The organism is Bythopirellula sp., from assembly GCF_041737835.1.
GTDB lineage: Bacteria > Planctomycetota > Planctomycetia > Pirellulales > Lacipirellulaceae > Bythopirellula.
Genome location: NZ_JBGSQY010000040.1, coordinates 79,735 through 92,922 on the forward strand (window position 1 = coordinate 79,735; position 13,188 = coordinate 92,922).

Consider the following 13,188-nt stretch of genomic DNA (forward strand, 5'->3'; position numbering starts at 1 on the left):
CAGCCTACCGGCCAGCGCTGCTGTAGGCAAGTTCAACTGATTTGTAGAGAGTGCGAACCGTGCGAAAACCGAGTCTTCGGTAGAGCCGGACGGCCCCTTGATTTTCGGCGGTGACTTCGAGACCGACGTGCGAGATACCGACTTGTTGCAGGCCCAGCAGGCTGGCCTGGATGATGGCCGTGCCGAGGCCCCGGCCCTGGTGTTCGGGGGTGACCCCAATGTTTTGCACGCTGGCTTTGTATTTTTGAATTTTCACCGCTTGGATCGTGGCACAATACTCGGCGCGGTGGATACCCGCCCCGACATATTCGATCAGCCACGTGGCTTCGGGAATAAACCCTTCCTTGGCTTTGATTTCGCTCATCAAGCGTTGGCAGCCTTCCAATTCACCTAAGCAGGGGAAGAGTTGAGCGTCGATGCCACCCTGAAAGCTGTGGTATTTGACTTCGGCGTGAACTCTTGTTAGCGACGAGTGCCAAGGGACCAAGCGGTAGCCGCTGGGGAGTCGCAGCGGTGGAGATTGCCAGCGCTGAAGATTTAACTCCATGCGATAGCGTTTCACATAATGAAAATTCATAAACCGCATGGCAAGCAAGGCGAACCTTCGGTTCAGTCCGGATCCACTCCGTGAGTTCTCTAAGAATACCATAAGCCGCGCCAGAGAAAAGCATTTCGCGTGAAGTTGCCGAATATTGAGACATTTTGGCGGCGACGCGACCAGCTTTGTCGGCAGAATCGGATTCGTTGTGGCGCTGGACACTCATAGAAAAGGATATGAATCGCGGTTTGTTTGCCCGGCCTTCTTCCGAATAGCCCTTGTTCCTATTAAAAGCGAACACAACATTTTGAAAAAATCAAAACAAGAACTCTTGTAGAAAGTGTAGCCAGCGGTACATTTAAAATGCCGCCTGTAGCAGAGGCTACAAATTATACAGCGAGAGTGACAATGATTAGCAGAAATAAAGCTGGGTTTACGCTGGTTGAACTCCTGGTCGTGATTGCCATTATTGGCGTGTTGGTCGCCCTGCTGTTGCCGGCGATTCAAGCGGCACGTGAGGCGGCGCGACGTGCGCAGTGCACGAACAATCTCAAGCAATTGGGGCTAGCAATCCAGAATTTTGAAAGTGCCAACAAGCACATGCCTCCCGGTTACGCGTCAAACTCCTTAGGTGTTCCAACACCGGCGACGCGCGACCCTGAAACGTGGGATGCTCCGCCGGGGTGGGGCTGGGGGGCGTTTCTGTTGCCCTATCTCGAACAAGCGAGCATCAGCGGGCAAGCGGATATGGAAATGCCGTTGTGGGATCCTCGGCATGCCGAGTTAATTCGCACGAATATCGGTAGTTTTCTCTGTCCCACGGATTCGGGCGAGCGAGAAGCATTCCTTGTGACCGATCCCTCGGGCCAACCGCTTACGATCGAAGGTCGCCAAGTGGAATTGGGCCGGTCGAATTACGTGGCAAGTCACGGCCAGGAATCGTGTTGGGGAACCTGCGGGGCTGATCCAACGGCAACGGTCTTCACAAACATTTACACCAGTGAAACTACTGTGGTGGAAGTGAATGGCGATGTTTCGAAAGTTGGCGATGGACCGTTTTATCGGAATTCCCAAGTGGAGTTTCGCGAGATCACCGATGGTTTGTCGAACACGATTTTCTTAGGTGAACATTCCTCGGCGCTGAGCGACAAGACGTGGGTGGGTGTTGTGCCGGGAGCGTTGACGCTGCCAAAGTTCCAATCGCCCGAGAACGGCGACGATGCTGCTGCAACACTAGTGCTTGTACACGGCGGGCCCTCAGGGGGTGAGTTGGACATCACTGGTTTTCCGATCATCCATCCTGTCAACTTTCCGACGTTTCACGTCGGGCAGATGTATTCCGAACATCCGGGCGGTGGGAATGTCAGTTTTGGCGACGGCACCGTGCGATTCGCCTCCGACGACGTGGATCTCTTGCTCTGGGCAGAAATTTCGAGCATCTCTGAAGGAGAGGTTTCTACAAAAGAGCTATGAGCACGAATCAAATTCAAGGGCTTAAAATTCTCGGTGCAGTCGTGCTTTGCTCGCTGGTCGCATTTTTAAGCTTGCGTTCCAGCGGTTACGGCGAAGTCAGCGACAAAACTTATGAAATCGCCACGGCGATGTATTCCGTATGCAATCGCCAAGATGCGGCAAAGCTTACGAGTATCGATCAGCTTGTGCAAAAAAGAAGGGCAGACAGTTCGATCACCATTGAAGAAGCCAGAATGCTGCGCGAGATATTGGAGCTTGCCCAAGCTGGAGATTGGCAGACCGCCACTGGCGAGGCACGCCGCCTCATGAATGATCAAGTAAAATATCCGTGATGGATTTGCGGCAAGCTATTTTTGTTTGACCTCAACCGATTCGACAAACGCCCGCATCGCTTCGAGCGTTTCGGGGCTGACATGATGCTCGATCCCTTCGCTGTCGGTGGCCGCGATCGCTTCGCTCACGCCAATCGCCAGCAAGAACTTGTGAACGATTTCATGGCGTCGACGCGACTTGGCCGCCAAACGTTTTCCTGAGTCGGTTAGTTCCAGTGGCTTGTACGGTTCACTGGAAACCAAGCCACGTTCTTTCAGCCGGGCCACAATCTTGGTGACCGTCACGTGGCTCACATCAAACCTTCGAGCCAGATCGATAACGCGGCAAATGCCCTTTTCAGCTAGCACTTCGCTGATCGCTTCGACGTAATCCTCCGCCGTTTCGGCGGCATGATCGCGTCGCGTACGACGGTGGCCATCAGCAAATTTGCGGGTTTCTTTCATGGTCTATCGTAAGTTGCCGGAGTTCCCCGGCAAGCAGTAAGCAGTGTAGCATGTGCTACAATTCTGCCGATAAGCTTTGTGAGTACAAAATACGCCGGCGTTGCCTTGCTAGCACTTGATGATGGCAATTTTATCGCAAACAGCTTTCCCTGGGGAGTCGGCTTGGTCGACAAGATTCCCAGGAGGCGGTTTTCCCTCACTCTGTCTTGTTTCTATGGTCACCTATTCTCCAATACGACAGTTCATTGCGGCCCTAGCCACGCTTGTGGCGTGGGAGGTCGTTGATAGAGAAGTCTCTCATGCGCAAGCGCCCACCCTGATGCGTTGGAATTCGGCCCAGGCCGAGGAGGGGGGACCAAATCTCGATGAACCGATGGTGACCGATCGCCCCGATTTCACGGAGGCAGCCACAACGGTCGGGCGCGGTGTCGTGCAGATCGAAAGTGGCTACACCTACACATTCGATGACACTGCGACTGACCAGACCATCGCTCATAGTTATCCCGAAACGTTATGGCGAATCGGAGTGTGGGCGGACTGGTTGGAGCTACGGGTCCAATACAACTACGCCAACGAACAACTGAACGGCATTGATGAGTCGGGATCGGAAGACCTTTATCTGGGTACAAAGTTGGCATTAACGGGCCAAGCCGGCATCCTGCCCGAGATGGCGATCATTCCGCAGATGACTGTCCCCACGGGGGCCGAAGTGTTCAGCGCAAATGAAGTCCTCCCAGGACTGAACTGGGTTTACAGCTGGAAGTTGAACGACGTACTGAGCACTGGCGGCAGCACGCAATTCAATCGCCAGGTTCAAACTCTGCCATCCGAGGGATATTCAGAATTTGCTCAATCATGGACGATTGGTTATTCGCTTCTTGAGAATTTGAATGCGTACACCGAATGGTATTGCCTGATTCCCCACAGCTCTGACATCGCTCAGCCCGAACAGTACTTCAATGGCGGCTATAGCTATTACTTCACGAACAATGTGATGTGGGATATTCGCGCCGGTTTGGGAATAGGCGAAGCGGCCGACGATTATTTTGTCGGCTCGGGCATTTCATTCCGATTTTTCTAAACAGTCGGCTTCTTGCCTCATTCTGCGGTTGACCTGTGAACGCTGGCAGGATAGATTTGTAGCCAGTGCTACATTTTGCGCCCACTAAGGTTCGACCATGAATAAAACAGATTGTCTCAATTGCTACGGTTTAATCGCATTCTTGTTAACGCTAGCGGGATGTGGTTCTGCTGTTGATTCCTCCCACGACAAGCCGGAGTCCAGCGAGCACACCTTCAGCGGCACCTACCCAATCAAAATCGTGGCGACTACCGGGCCCGTGGCTGAAATGGTGGCGCGCGTGGGGGGCGAGTACGTGAAGGTCGAAGCCTTGATGGCCCCTGGCGTTGATCCGCACCTTTATCGCCCGATTGCCTCGGATGTAAATAAGCTCAACGACGCCGCTGCCATCTTCTACAACGGCTTGCATTTGGAAGGCCGGATGGCTGATTTGTTCGTGCAGATGGCACGACGGAAGGCCACCTTCGCGGTGACGGAAGGTCTGGCCACCCGCGACGACAAACGCTTGCGTGAACCGCCGGAATTCCAAGGGATGTATGACCCGCACGTGTGGCATGATGTGGCACTATGGAGTGACGCCGTGAACGATGTGGCGGAAATGCTCGCCAAATTCGATCCCGCGCATGCGGCAGACTATCGAAAGAATGCCGCGGATTATCGCGCGGAATTGTCGGAACTCAACGAATTCTGCAAAACCGAAATTGCCAAGATTCCTGAAAAGCAGCGGGTGCTGGTGACCGCTCACGACGCTTTCGGCTACTTCGGCAAAGCCTATGGTCTGGAAGTCTTTGGACTGAAGGGAATCAGCACCGAGGATGAAATTGATCTCGCCCATCAGGAAGAAATCCAGAAAATGTTGGTCGATCGCAAAATTCCCGCCGTGTTTGTCGAATCGGCCATCGCGCCTCGGACGGTTCAGGCCTTGGTCGAACCGTGCCACGCCGCGGGACACGATCTCCAGGTTCCCAAGGAGGAACTCTATGCCGATGCCTTGGGGCCTGCGGGAACGGACGATAGTACCTACTCGGGTATGATTCGCCACAACGTGAAAACAATCGTCGACGCACTATCGAAGTGAAAAGCCTTGCTATGGAAAAGATCGCCTTTGAAGTGCATGACATGACCGTAGCGTATCAACGTCGTCCCGTGCTGTGGGATATTGATCTTTCGATTCCCGAAGGAAAACTTGTGGGCATCGTCGGCCCGAATGGCGCGGGCAAGACGACGCTCATCAAAGCCGCCTTGGGTTTGGTCACCCTTGCCAGCGGTAAAGTGGAAATCTACGGCAAGAGCTACGAAGAGCAGCGTCATTTGATCGGCTATGTGCCGCAGCGGGAATCAGTCGATTGGGATTTTCCCGTTACTGTGCGCGACGTTGTGCTGATGGGAACTTATGGCCGATTAGGTTGGTTTCGACGACCTGGCAAAGCGGAACGGGAAATTGCCGACCGCTGTTTGCAGCAAGTCGGCATGGCAGGTTATGCCAAGCGGCAAATCCGCCAGCTTTCAGGCGGGCAGCAACAGCGTGTCTTTCTGGCCCGAGCTTTGGCCGAAGACGCACAGCTCTATTTTCTGGATGAGCCGTTCGCTGGCGTCGATGCAGCCACGGAAGCGGCGATTGTCGAACTGTTGCATGCCTTGCGATCTTCCGGAAAGACCGTGTTGGTGGTGCATCACGATCTGCAAACCGTCAGCGATTACTTCGACTATGTGATTCTGCTCAACATGCGGCTCGTGGCGTGCGGGCCTGTGGAGACTACATTCACGACCGAGAATCTGCAAAAAACCTACGGCGGGCGGCTGACGATTCTCGACGAAGCCGCTGAAGCGATCCGCCGGCAGAAACCTTTGCCATGATCAGTCTTTCACTCAGTGACAAAGTGATGATTGGCACCGCCTTGTTGGGCGGCATGGCGGGTGTTGTCGGTAGCTTCGCCGTGCTGCGGGGCAGGGCACTCGTGGGGGATATGCTCGCCCACGCGGCACTTCCGGGTGTCTGTCTGGCCTTTCTAATCACAGGCCAACGTAATTTGCTCAATCTTTCGGCCGGGGCCTTGGTGACCGGCTTGCTGGCGATTGGCGCGGTGACTGTCATCACACGTTGGACGCGCACCAAGGAAGACGCGGCGATTGGCATCGTGCTGAGCACATTTTTTGGTGCTGGTGTGGTGCTGCTCTCGATCGTGCAAAAGCCAACAACCAGTGGTAACAAGGCGGGCCTGAATTCCTATCTCTTCGGCGAACCGGGGGGAATGCTCAATAGCGACCTTGTTGTGCTGGCGGTCGTGGCGGTGGTTGTGTTGGCAGCAGTGATCCTATTCTTCAAAGAATTTGAGCTGACTTGCTTCGATACGGATTTTGCCCGTTCGCAAGGCTGGCCGACGTTGTGGCTCGATCTGGCGATGCTGGCCATGCTCGCCACGGTGACAATCGTCGGGCTGCCGATTGTGGGCGTCATTCTCATGGCGGCAATGATTATCATGCCCGCCGCAACGGCCCGGTTTTGGACCAATCGCTTGCCCGTGCTGTTGCTTGTGAGTGGGCTCGTCGGTGCTGCGGCAGGGCTTATCGGAACACAGGTGGGACGCGGTTATCCCGCTGGTGCGGCCATTGTGCTGACCGCGGCGAGCTTGTTCCTCGTTTCACTATTATTTGCACCGCAGCGCGGGATCGTTTCCAAGCTACTGTCTGAGTATCGCCTTCGTCGCCGTGTGGCCGAAGAGCATCTCTTGCGTGCGCTGTTTGAACTAGGCGAAGCCGAACTGCCCGCCGTGCCGGCGATCAATCTCTCAACGCTGCGAGACTATCGCCATTGGTGGTCGCTGGAGCGTTTATTGGAACGTGCTCGCGATGAGCAACTGATCGAGTGGGACAAGAACCAAGTGCAATTGACGCCACTCGGTCTGCGGCGAGCGGCGCAGATCACCAAAGCTCACCGGCTGTGGGAATTGTACCTGGTCCGGCACGCCGACATTGCCCCCGATCACGTCGACCGCGATGCCGACGACGTTGAGCACCTACTGCCGGAATCGTTGGTGGCCAAGCTGGAACAAGAATTGGCAGCCGAAGGCCGCTTGCCGACCGTTTTGGCCGAGATGCCGATTTCGCCGCATGAGATTCACTCCGAGCAAGGGGGCACAACGCTATGATGCCTCTTGCCATCGGTTTCGCGGAACCAGACCCTGGGACTTGGATCGTTTTGACGGGATCGACTGTCAACGTCGCCTGTGCCTTGCTGGGATCGTATTTAATCCTGCGCAAGATGAGCTTGATGGGTGATGCGCTCTCTCACGCCGTTTTGCCTGGCCTTGTTGTGGCTTTTGTGTTGAGTGGCTCGATGGGGATCGTGCCAATGTTCATCGGTGCGGTCGTCGTTGGTTTATTGACCACTTTCTTGACACAAACACTGCACCAATACGCCCGCGTCCCCAGTGACGCCAGCATGGGGATCGTGTTCACGGCAATGTTCGCGCTCGGGGTCATTCTCGTAAAGCGCTACGCCGGGGGCCTGCACTTTGATATTGGCTGTGTTTATGAAGGGGCACTGGAATACGTGCCGTTTGCCGAACGCGTATGGGGATTGCCCCGACCGCTACTCAGTTCCCTTGTCGTCATGGTGGTCAATATCCTGGTGATTGTCTTGCTGTGGAAGGAGCTCAAGCTCAGTTCGTTCGATGCGGAGCTCGCCACAACGATGGGTTTCTCGGCGACGGCGATGCATTACTTGCTGATGACGCTGGTTTCTGTCACCACGGTTGCTTCGTTCGAAGCCGTGGGTTCGATTCTCGTCGTAGCCATGCTGATTGTGCCCGCATCGACGGCCTTTCTGCTCACAGATCGCCTCGGGGTGATGGTAGTGCTTTCAGCTGTACTCGGCATTCTCGCGGCGGTGTTGGGTTACGCGGCAGGTGTCTATTGGGATACCAGCATCAGCGGCATGATGACCGTTGCCGCAGGGGGATTGTTTACCATTGCCGTACTATTTGCGCCGCAGTACGGCGTGATCAGCAAAGTGGCCCATAACTTTCGCATGTCGCTGCAAGTGATGCGCGAGGATCTGCTCGCGATGCTGTATCGCTTGGAAGAACTTGGGAGTACGAATTTGCTCACCGCCCACGAAGCACAAACCGCCGTGGGGGGCACGCTGCTCGCTCGCATTGCCGCGAGCCAATTAGAACGCCGGGGCCAGATCGGCGAACGCGATTCCCACCTGTTGCTCACCGACAAAGGCCGCGATGCTGCTCGCCAACTCGTTCGCTCTCACCGCCTTTGGGAAGCCTATTTAGTGAAGCACTTGGGTCTGCCGCTCGACCACGTTCACGACCCGGCACACCGCGTGGAACATTACATCGATGAAGACATTCAAAAGCGGATTGCCGCGGAGTTGGAAACCTCGACCCAAGATCCCCACGGCCGAGAGATTCCCGATTAACCCGGTTTACGACATTCAACGCCCAGGCAATTGGCCCAGCGATTTTCGCTCTCGACCAGTTTGAACATCGGATCGGTTGAATCGTTGAAGTACGCACGGCGAACATCGACGAACCCGACACCCTTGAGCTCCGCTTCCATAGAGCGGTAGTCCCACATCCACAAGTGCGTGCTCGTGCGGAGCCATTCGTAGAAGAACTTCACAACCCCCTTGGGTTTCTTTTCCATCCCCAATTGAACTGCGCGCAAAAATTCTTTGGAAGCTTCCGGCGAAGGATCATCGACATACTTCCGCGCCCAGTACTCAAGGTCCGGCAGCACGAACCGAAATACACCTCCCGGTTGGAGCAGTTTGAAAACATTTTTCAGCGTCGTCTGGCAATCTTCGAGCGAGAGATGTTCCAACACGTGCGAGCAGTACATCGCCTGGCAAGAATTCGCGGCCAGGGGCAAGCCTTTGATTACGTCGCCGTATTCCACATTCGGCGGGAAGCGATTGGCATTCTTTGTGTAATAGGTGCCCAGCAGCGGGGTCTTTTCAAACCGCAAAGTGGGCGAAGAATCGAAATTCCGCCACTCCGTGGGGGCACAGTGTCCACAACCAAACTGGATATACTTGGAGTTATTCATAGTCTCAGAACGGGGCATCGCGGCCGGACGCTAAAGTGGCGACTTGGAGGCATTTCTACCGATGATAATACGAGGAACCTACTTTCAGTAGCAAACGCCCCGCTAAGTCCCGTAGTTTTTTCTAAAGTTCACAATCGCTGGTTGGAAAACTGCCGAAAATAACGGCTGTGCGAGCACGCACACTCGGAAAACCGCTGCGATTCGCCTGTTAACCGCCTTGCCTCGACCTGTATACTATGGGGTGAACCGCAGAGGCCGGACGACCTGTTTATTTGAGTGGAATTCATGGCTACCGACACAATCATCGACGAAGCTGATCCCGTTTTGGACTCCGAATCCCAACCGAACGACGACATCGTCGCCGAGAACTTGGGACTCACCTCGGCCGCTGGCCGCAAGCTCGAATGGCCCGAAACGGCGGTCGATCCAGTCAAAGTCCGCTGGCGGTATGCGATCGGCATTCCGGTTGTTCACGTGCTCGCGTGTCTGGCGTTCTTTCCGTACTTCTTCAGTTGGACCGGCGTGGTGCTCGCGATTCTGGGCCTCTACGTGTTCGGCACGTTGGGCATCAATCTGTGTTATCACCGCCTGCTCACGCACCAAGGCTTCACCTGCCCCAAGTGGCTGGAACATTCCTTTGCGATCCTGGGCGTCTGCACGATGCAAGACACCCCCGCGTGTTGGGTCGCCATGCATCGGATTCATCACAAGCATTCCGACGATCGTCCCGATCCGCATAGCCCGCTGGTGAACTTCTTTTGGGGTCACTGCGGCTGGTTGATGTTTTTGAATCGTGAATTCTTGAACGTCTACGACTACCAACGCTTCACTCGTGATATCCTCCGCGATCCGTTCTATATGAAGCTCGAAAAAAACGAGAACTGGCTGAAGGTTTATTTCATTTCGATGGCTGTGTTTTTCGCAGCGGGTTTCTTGATCGGTTGGCCGCTGTGGGGAACTTCGGCAGGCGTGCAATTCGGCGCGAGCCTGTTGGTGTGGGGTGTGTTCGTGCGGACCGTTCTTACGTGGCACATCACCTGGAGCGTGAACTCCTTCACCCACGTCTGGGGCTATCGCAATTACGAAACCGACGACAACAGCCGCAACAACTGGCTCGTGGGTTTGTGGGCCAACGGCGAAGGCTGGCATAACAATCATCATGCCGACCAACGCGCAGCCGCCCACGGCCACAAGTGGTACGAATTCGACCTGACGTGGCTGACGATTCTCGCGCTGAAAAAAGTCGGCCTCGTCAAAGACGTCGTGCTTCCCCGCGTCTGGCAAGAGAAGCAAGCGTCGTAGTAGTCAAGAGTCGAGAGCTAAGAGTCAAGTGCCAAACAGTCTGGCTCTTGACCCTCGACCTTCTGCTCTTGGCTGCATTATTCGTCCGCCGCACGCATCCAGGGCGTGATCGTTGGCGTGTACTCGCAGATTTCCTTCTCGCCGAAGTAGAGTGCGATCTCGCGCTTAGCGGCGTCGGGGCCATCACTGCCGTGCACCAAATTCATCTGCCGGCTGCTGCTGAAGTCGCCGCGGATCGTGCCGGGGGCGGCATTCAGGCCGTTGGTTGCGCCCAACATGTCGCGCACGACTTTGATCGCCTCCAAGCCTTCGACGACCGCTGCCACGACGGGACCGCCCGTGACAAAAGCTTCCAGCGTGGGGTACCACCCCTTTTGCACGTGCTCGGCATAGTGCTGCTTCGCCAGATCGGGCGTGATCTTGAGCATCTTCATCGCCACGATGTTGAGGCCCTTTTGTTCAAAACGAGAAATCACCTGGCCCATCAGGCGGCGTTGGACACAATCGGGCTTAAGCAAAATGAAGGTGCGTTCCATGGTTCGTCAGTCGTTTGTTGTCAGTGGTAAGTTGTGAAAAACAAAACAATAGCCGCGACTCAACGAGTCGCAGGGAATCGCAAATTTTAAGGGAAATTCGACTCCCTCTCAAGGTCGCTCGGTTAACCAGCAGGGTGATTCAAAAATTCAAATTGGGTGGCACGTCTGGGGTGGCATGGCCTCGGAGGTACTCCGACGTGGCCATGTTTTTTCGAGGTTTAAACATGCCCACGAGTACGAGGGCATGCCACACAAACTCCGTTTTCTATTCTTTCAATCAAACTCGCTTAACCCGTTTCCTGATAGGGCGGCTTGAGGTTTGCGAGGTTGGCCAGCTTTGCTTGGTTTGCACCCCTTTGAAACGTGCAAACCTGCGGCAAACCTAAATCTTCGTTCGCGTTGGGAAGCACCCAAACATAGCTGCCCGTCGGTCCTTTGCGAGACAGGCCTCCCAATTCGCTCAAAGCACGGCGGAGTGACCTCTCCGCAATTCGTTCGAGTTTCGCCGCCGAGATGATGTCCTGTGCCAATCGTCCTCCGGCTTCCAGTTGATCTTTCAGCCAGAGCACCACCGCTTCCCTGCGAAGTTCGTAGCTATTCAGTGAAGGAACATCGCTTTTGGCCAAAACTGGCACCTGCGACATCTCCACCGGCGTGTCCTCCCACTCCAAGCAAGGAGCTTCATAAGAGTCCTTGCCCGCAATCCGAAATTTCATGGCGCGGCTATCCGGTGCCAGACTGTTTTTCACCGGCACGAGATACCGGCACGCACGATCCCGGCGGTCGCGGACAATCGTCCACACAGCCCGTGCCGCCTCGCCAAAGTGGGGCGTGCGATTGACAAGCAGCACCCCGACCTGCAATCGCTGCGCAAGCTCGACGAGGCTGGCGATCATCAGTTTCTGTTCGTGAGGCTTGGGGTTCAAATAGTTCGACAGTGGATCGATCACCAGTAGTCGGCAATCATCGATACTCTCGATGATCTCGGTGAGCATCTCGATCGTCCCTTCGATCGAGAAGGGAGTCCTTTCGCCGTCGATCGGCCCCGCCTTTTCGATTTCCTGCAGAATAAACACCCGATCCAGGACGGCGCGCATCTTGTGAAGGCGCAGACGAATCGTGTCCTCGGGGGCATCGGCTTCGGTCAGATACAAGACGCCACTTTCGCGTTCGATGTGATTGGTTGCCTTGTCCGGCCAAACCTGACCATTGGTGACCCGCGCGGCAATGCTGAGCGCGACCAGGCTTTTGCCGATGCCGTCGGGCCCGACAATCATCGAAACCTTATTGGCCGGGAACCAATCGCGTCACAGCCACTTGACGGTACTTTCAGGAATACAACCCACCGATTGAACGAGCGGCCTGTCGCCATAATATTCCCGCGGCTTCAAAGGATAAGGACGATAACTTCTGCCAGACATAACACCACTCATGCAAAATTACTAAGGACGAAACCGTGGCGCAGGCTTCCAGCCTGTGAATTTGAATTGTCATCTCCAAGACAGGCAGGATGCCTGCCCCACGGCCTTTGGTTTAGCACAAGCCGTGGCACAATTTCTACAAAAAAATCTGGGTGAGAGGTATTATTACACGCAGAGACGCAGCGGCCGCGGAGAGAAGAAAATGGGGGGTGGCCAAGAATGGTGGGTTGACGGTGGGGTGGCAAGTCTAAAAAGGGACATGTAGCTGAGCAGGATTAAGTGGAGATATTTTTTATTCCTTTCTTCACTCAAAGAGTTTCATCGGTCGTTGAGTATTTGTGTCAACTCAATAGCTACGAGATTATCAAGAACTAGCTTTTCACCATCATCAACTGTCAGTGGCGCTTGTAGTATTTGTGTAGCCGAAGGGCTCATGTCATGCTTTTTGACATAATCGGAAATGTAATCAGCTATTGCTGTACTTATTTCAGCCTCATATCCACTGGCAGAATTTTTGAATTCTAGCTCACAGTTTACTGTAAGTTCCTGTCCCGTCTTTAGCCTCGAGCTAACGGTCACTTGCTCAATGTTCACTTGCAAGTCCGAATGTCGGGTTCCATTGCATCCTACGAGAACGAGGAACGAAATAAGCACAGATAGCCAGCGATTCCAGGGAATTTCTAACATCGAAATCAATTCTCCTATCAGTCCTTGAATAGCCGTTGTCTCACATCTTCCCAAGATAAGCCGGCTTGAGGTGAGGATTTTCGCAGTTCCAAGCGACGATCCAATTCAGCCCGTTGAGTTGCCGTAAGCTCGATGGGCTGCGAATCCTCAGCAATGCTGTCCCAAAGTTCTTCCACGAGCACTAGCCGCGCGGAAACCGGCAAACTCAAAATTTCTGGGGGGAGAAGGGAATCGCTTATGTCACGTATGCTAGCCGGATGAGGTCTGAACGGATTAAGAAAGTTGTTCTTTAAGTTTATCACAAGGCTAATGT

The 13,188-nt window shown here is 54.6% G+C and carries 14 protein-coding genes and 1 pseudogene; 8 read left to right on the forward strand and 7 right to left on the reverse strand.

Annotation, left to right across the window (positions count from 1 at the left end; all coding sequences use genetic code 11):
• Positions 1 to 4 precede the first annotated feature (4 nt).
• Positions 5 to 586, reverse strand: a complete 582-nt coding sequence (locus AC6T8Q_RS11890; RefSeq protein ID WP_500679286.1) for a GNAT family N-acetyltransferase — start codon at positions 584 to 586, stop codon at positions 5 to 7.
• A 360-nt stretch (positions 587 to 946) separates the two neighbouring features.
• Here AC6T8Q_RS11890 and AC6T8Q_RS11895 point away from each other — a divergent pair, with 360 nt between their 5' ends.
• Both AC6T8Q_RS11895 and AC6T8Q_RS11900 read left to right on the forward strand, forming a co-directional pair.
• On the forward strand, positions 947 to 2,011 hold the full coding sequence (locus AC6T8Q_RS11895; RefSeq protein ID WP_500679287.1) for a DUF1559 family PulG-like putative transporter: 1,065 nt from the start codon (positions 947 to 949) through the stop codon (positions 2,009 to 2,011).
• Entirely contained in the window at positions 2,008 to 2,343 is a 336-nt protein-coding gene (locus AC6T8Q_RS11900) for a hypothetical protein (protein ID WP_500679288.1), read from the forward strand. Before AC6T8Q_RS11895 ends, AC6T8Q_RS11900 begins: the two co-directional genes overlap by 4 nt.
• Positions 2,344 to 2,358: 15 nt before the next feature.
• Here AC6T8Q_RS11900 and mntR read toward each other — a convergent pair whose 3' ends face one another.
• A complete protein-coding gene (mntR, locus tag AC6T8Q_RS11905; protein ID WP_500679289.1) occupies positions 2,359 to 2,787 on the reverse strand; it encodes a manganese-binding transcriptional regulator MntR in 429 nt (142 codons plus the stop codon).
• 319 nt (positions 2,788 to 3,106) lie between these two features.
• Between mntR and AC6T8Q_RS11910 the strand changes: the two genes are divergently transcribed.
• The 5 genes from AC6T8Q_RS11910 to AC6T8Q_RS11930 all read left to right on the forward strand — a co-directional run bounded on the left by AC6T8Q_RS11910 (position 3,107) and on the right by AC6T8Q_RS11930 (position 8,300).
• On the forward strand, positions 3,107 to 3,868 hold the full coding sequence (locus AC6T8Q_RS11910; RefSeq protein ID WP_500679290.1) for a transporter: 762 nt from the start codon (positions 3,107 to 3,109) through the stop codon (positions 3,866 to 3,868).
• A 97-nt stretch (positions 3,869 to 3,965) separates the two neighbouring features.
• Positions 3,966 to 4,946, forward strand: a complete 981-nt coding sequence (locus AC6T8Q_RS11915; protein WP_500679291.1) for a metal ABC transporter solute-binding protein, Zn/Mn family — start codon at positions 3,966 to 3,968, stop codon at positions 4,944 to 4,946.
• A gap of 11 nt (positions 4,947 to 4,957) precedes the next feature.
• Complete coding sequence (locus AC6T8Q_RS11920; RefSeq protein WP_496923026.1) at positions 4,958 to 5,725, forward strand: metal ABC transporter ATP-binding protein; 768 nt, start codon at positions 4,958 to 4,960, stop codon at positions 5,723 to 5,725.
• Positions 5,722 to 7,017, forward strand: a complete 1,296-nt coding sequence (locus AC6T8Q_RS11925; RefSeq protein WP_500679292.1) for a metal ABC transporter permease — start codon at positions 5,722 to 5,724, stop codon at positions 7,015 to 7,017. The genes AC6T8Q_RS11920 and AC6T8Q_RS11925 overlap by 4 nt, the downstream gene beginning before the upstream one ends.
• Positions 7,014 to 8,300, forward strand: a complete 1,287-nt coding sequence (locus AC6T8Q_RS11930; RefSeq protein ID WP_500679293.1) for a metal ABC transporter permease — start codon at positions 7,014 to 7,016, stop codon at positions 8,298 to 8,300. Before AC6T8Q_RS11925 ends, AC6T8Q_RS11930 begins: the two co-directional genes overlap by 4 nt.
• Here the strand turns inward: AC6T8Q_RS11930 and AC6T8Q_RS11935 are convergent.
• Complete coding sequence (locus tag AC6T8Q_RS11935; RefSeq protein ID WP_500679294.1) at positions 8,297 to 8,929, reverse strand: class I SAM-dependent methyltransferase; 633 nt, start codon at positions 8,927 to 8,929, stop codon at positions 8,297 to 8,299. The genes AC6T8Q_RS11930 and AC6T8Q_RS11935 overlap by 4 nt on opposite strands.
• A 285-nt stretch (positions 8,930 to 9,214) precedes the next feature.
• Here AC6T8Q_RS11935 and AC6T8Q_RS11940 point away from each other — a divergent pair, with 285 nt between their 5' ends.
• Positions 9,215 to 10,231 carry an acyl-CoA desaturase gene (locus AC6T8Q_RS11940; RefSeq protein WP_500679295.1) on the forward strand — a complete coding sequence of 339 codons (1,017 nt, stop codon included), beginning with the start codon at positions 9,215 to 9,217 and terminating at the stop codon, positions 10,229 to 10,231.
• 77 nt (positions 10,232 to 10,308) lie between these two features.
• Here the strand turns inward: AC6T8Q_RS11940 and ndk are convergent, their stop codons facing one another.
• The 4 genes and pseudogenes from ndk to AC6T8Q_RS11960 all read right to left on the reverse strand — a co-directional run bounded on the left by ndk (position 10,309) and on the right by AC6T8Q_RS11960 (position 13,177).
• Positions 10,309 to 10,767 (reverse strand): nucleoside-diphosphate kinase, encoded by a 459-nt coding sequence (ndk, locus tag AC6T8Q_RS11945; RefSeq protein WP_496923022.1) that lies wholly within the window; start codon positions 10,765 to 10,767, stop codon positions 10,309 to 10,311.
• 287 nt (positions 10,768 to 11,054) lie between these two features.
• Positions 11,055 to 12,059, reverse strand: a pseudogene (locus tag AC6T8Q_RS11950) (AAA family ATPase); the annotation flags it as partial.
• Between the two features lie 447 nt (positions 12,060 to 12,506).
• Positions 12,507 to 12,875, reverse strand: a complete 369-nt coding sequence (locus tag AC6T8Q_RS11955) for a hypothetical protein (RefSeq protein ID WP_500679296.1) — start codon at positions 12,873 to 12,875, stop codon at positions 12,507 to 12,509.
• A gap of 17 nt (positions 12,876 to 12,892) precedes the next feature.
• Entirely contained in the window at positions 12,893 to 13,177 is a 285-nt protein-coding gene (locus AC6T8Q_RS11960) for an addiction module protein (protein WP_500679297.1), read from the reverse strand.
• Positions 13,178 to 13,188: the final 11 nt, after the last annotated feature.

Coding starts and splice junctions, on each gene's coding strand:
- AC6T8Q_RS11915 (WP_500679291.1), top strand. CDS start 3,966: ATGAATAAAACAGATTGTCTCAATTGCTACGGTTTAATCGCATTCTTG.
- ndk (WP_496923022.1), bottom strand. CDS start 10,767: ATGGAACGCACCTTCATTTTGCTTAAGCCCGATTGTGTCCAACGCCGC.
- AC6T8Q_RS11900 (WP_500679288.1), top strand. CDS start 2,008: ATGAGCACGAATCAAATTCAAGGGCTTAAAATTCTCGGTGCAGTCGTG.
- AC6T8Q_RS11925 (WP_500679292.1), top strand. CDS start 5,722: ATGATCAGTCTTTCACTCAGTGACAAAGTGATGATTGGCACCGCCTTG.
- mntR (WP_500679289.1), bottom strand. CDS start 2,787: ATGAAAGAAACCCGCAAATTTGCTGATGGCCACCGTCGTACGCGACGC.
- AC6T8Q_RS11920 (WP_496923026.1), top strand. CDS start 4,958: ATGGAAAAGATCGCCTTTGAAGTGCATGACATGACCGTAGCGTATCAA.
- AC6T8Q_RS11890 (WP_500679286.1), bottom strand. CDS start 586: ATGCGGTTTATGAATTTTCATTATGTGAAACGCTATCGCATGGAGTTA.
- AC6T8Q_RS11930 (WP_500679293.1), top strand. CDS start 7,014: ATGATGCCTCTTGCCATCGGTTTCGCGGAACCAGACCCTGGGACTTGG.
- AC6T8Q_RS11955 (WP_500679296.1), bottom strand. CDS start 12,875: ATGTTAGAAATTCCCTGGAATCGCTGGCTATCTGTGCTTATTTCGTTC.
- AC6T8Q_RS11910 (WP_500679290.1), top strand. CDS start 3,107: ATGCGTTGGAATTCGGCCCAGGCCGAGGAGGGGGGACCAAATCTCGAT.
- AC6T8Q_RS11935 (WP_500679294.1), bottom strand. CDS start 8,929: ATGAATAACTCCAAGTATATCCAGTTTGGTTGTGGACACTGTGCCCCC.
- AC6T8Q_RS11895 (WP_500679287.1), top strand. CDS start 947: ATGATTAGCAGAAATAAAGCTGGGTTTACGCTGGTTGAACTCCTGGTC.
- AC6T8Q_RS11940 (WP_500679295.1), top strand. CDS start 9,215: ATGGCTACCGACACAATCATCGACGAAGCTGATCCCGTTTTGGACTCC.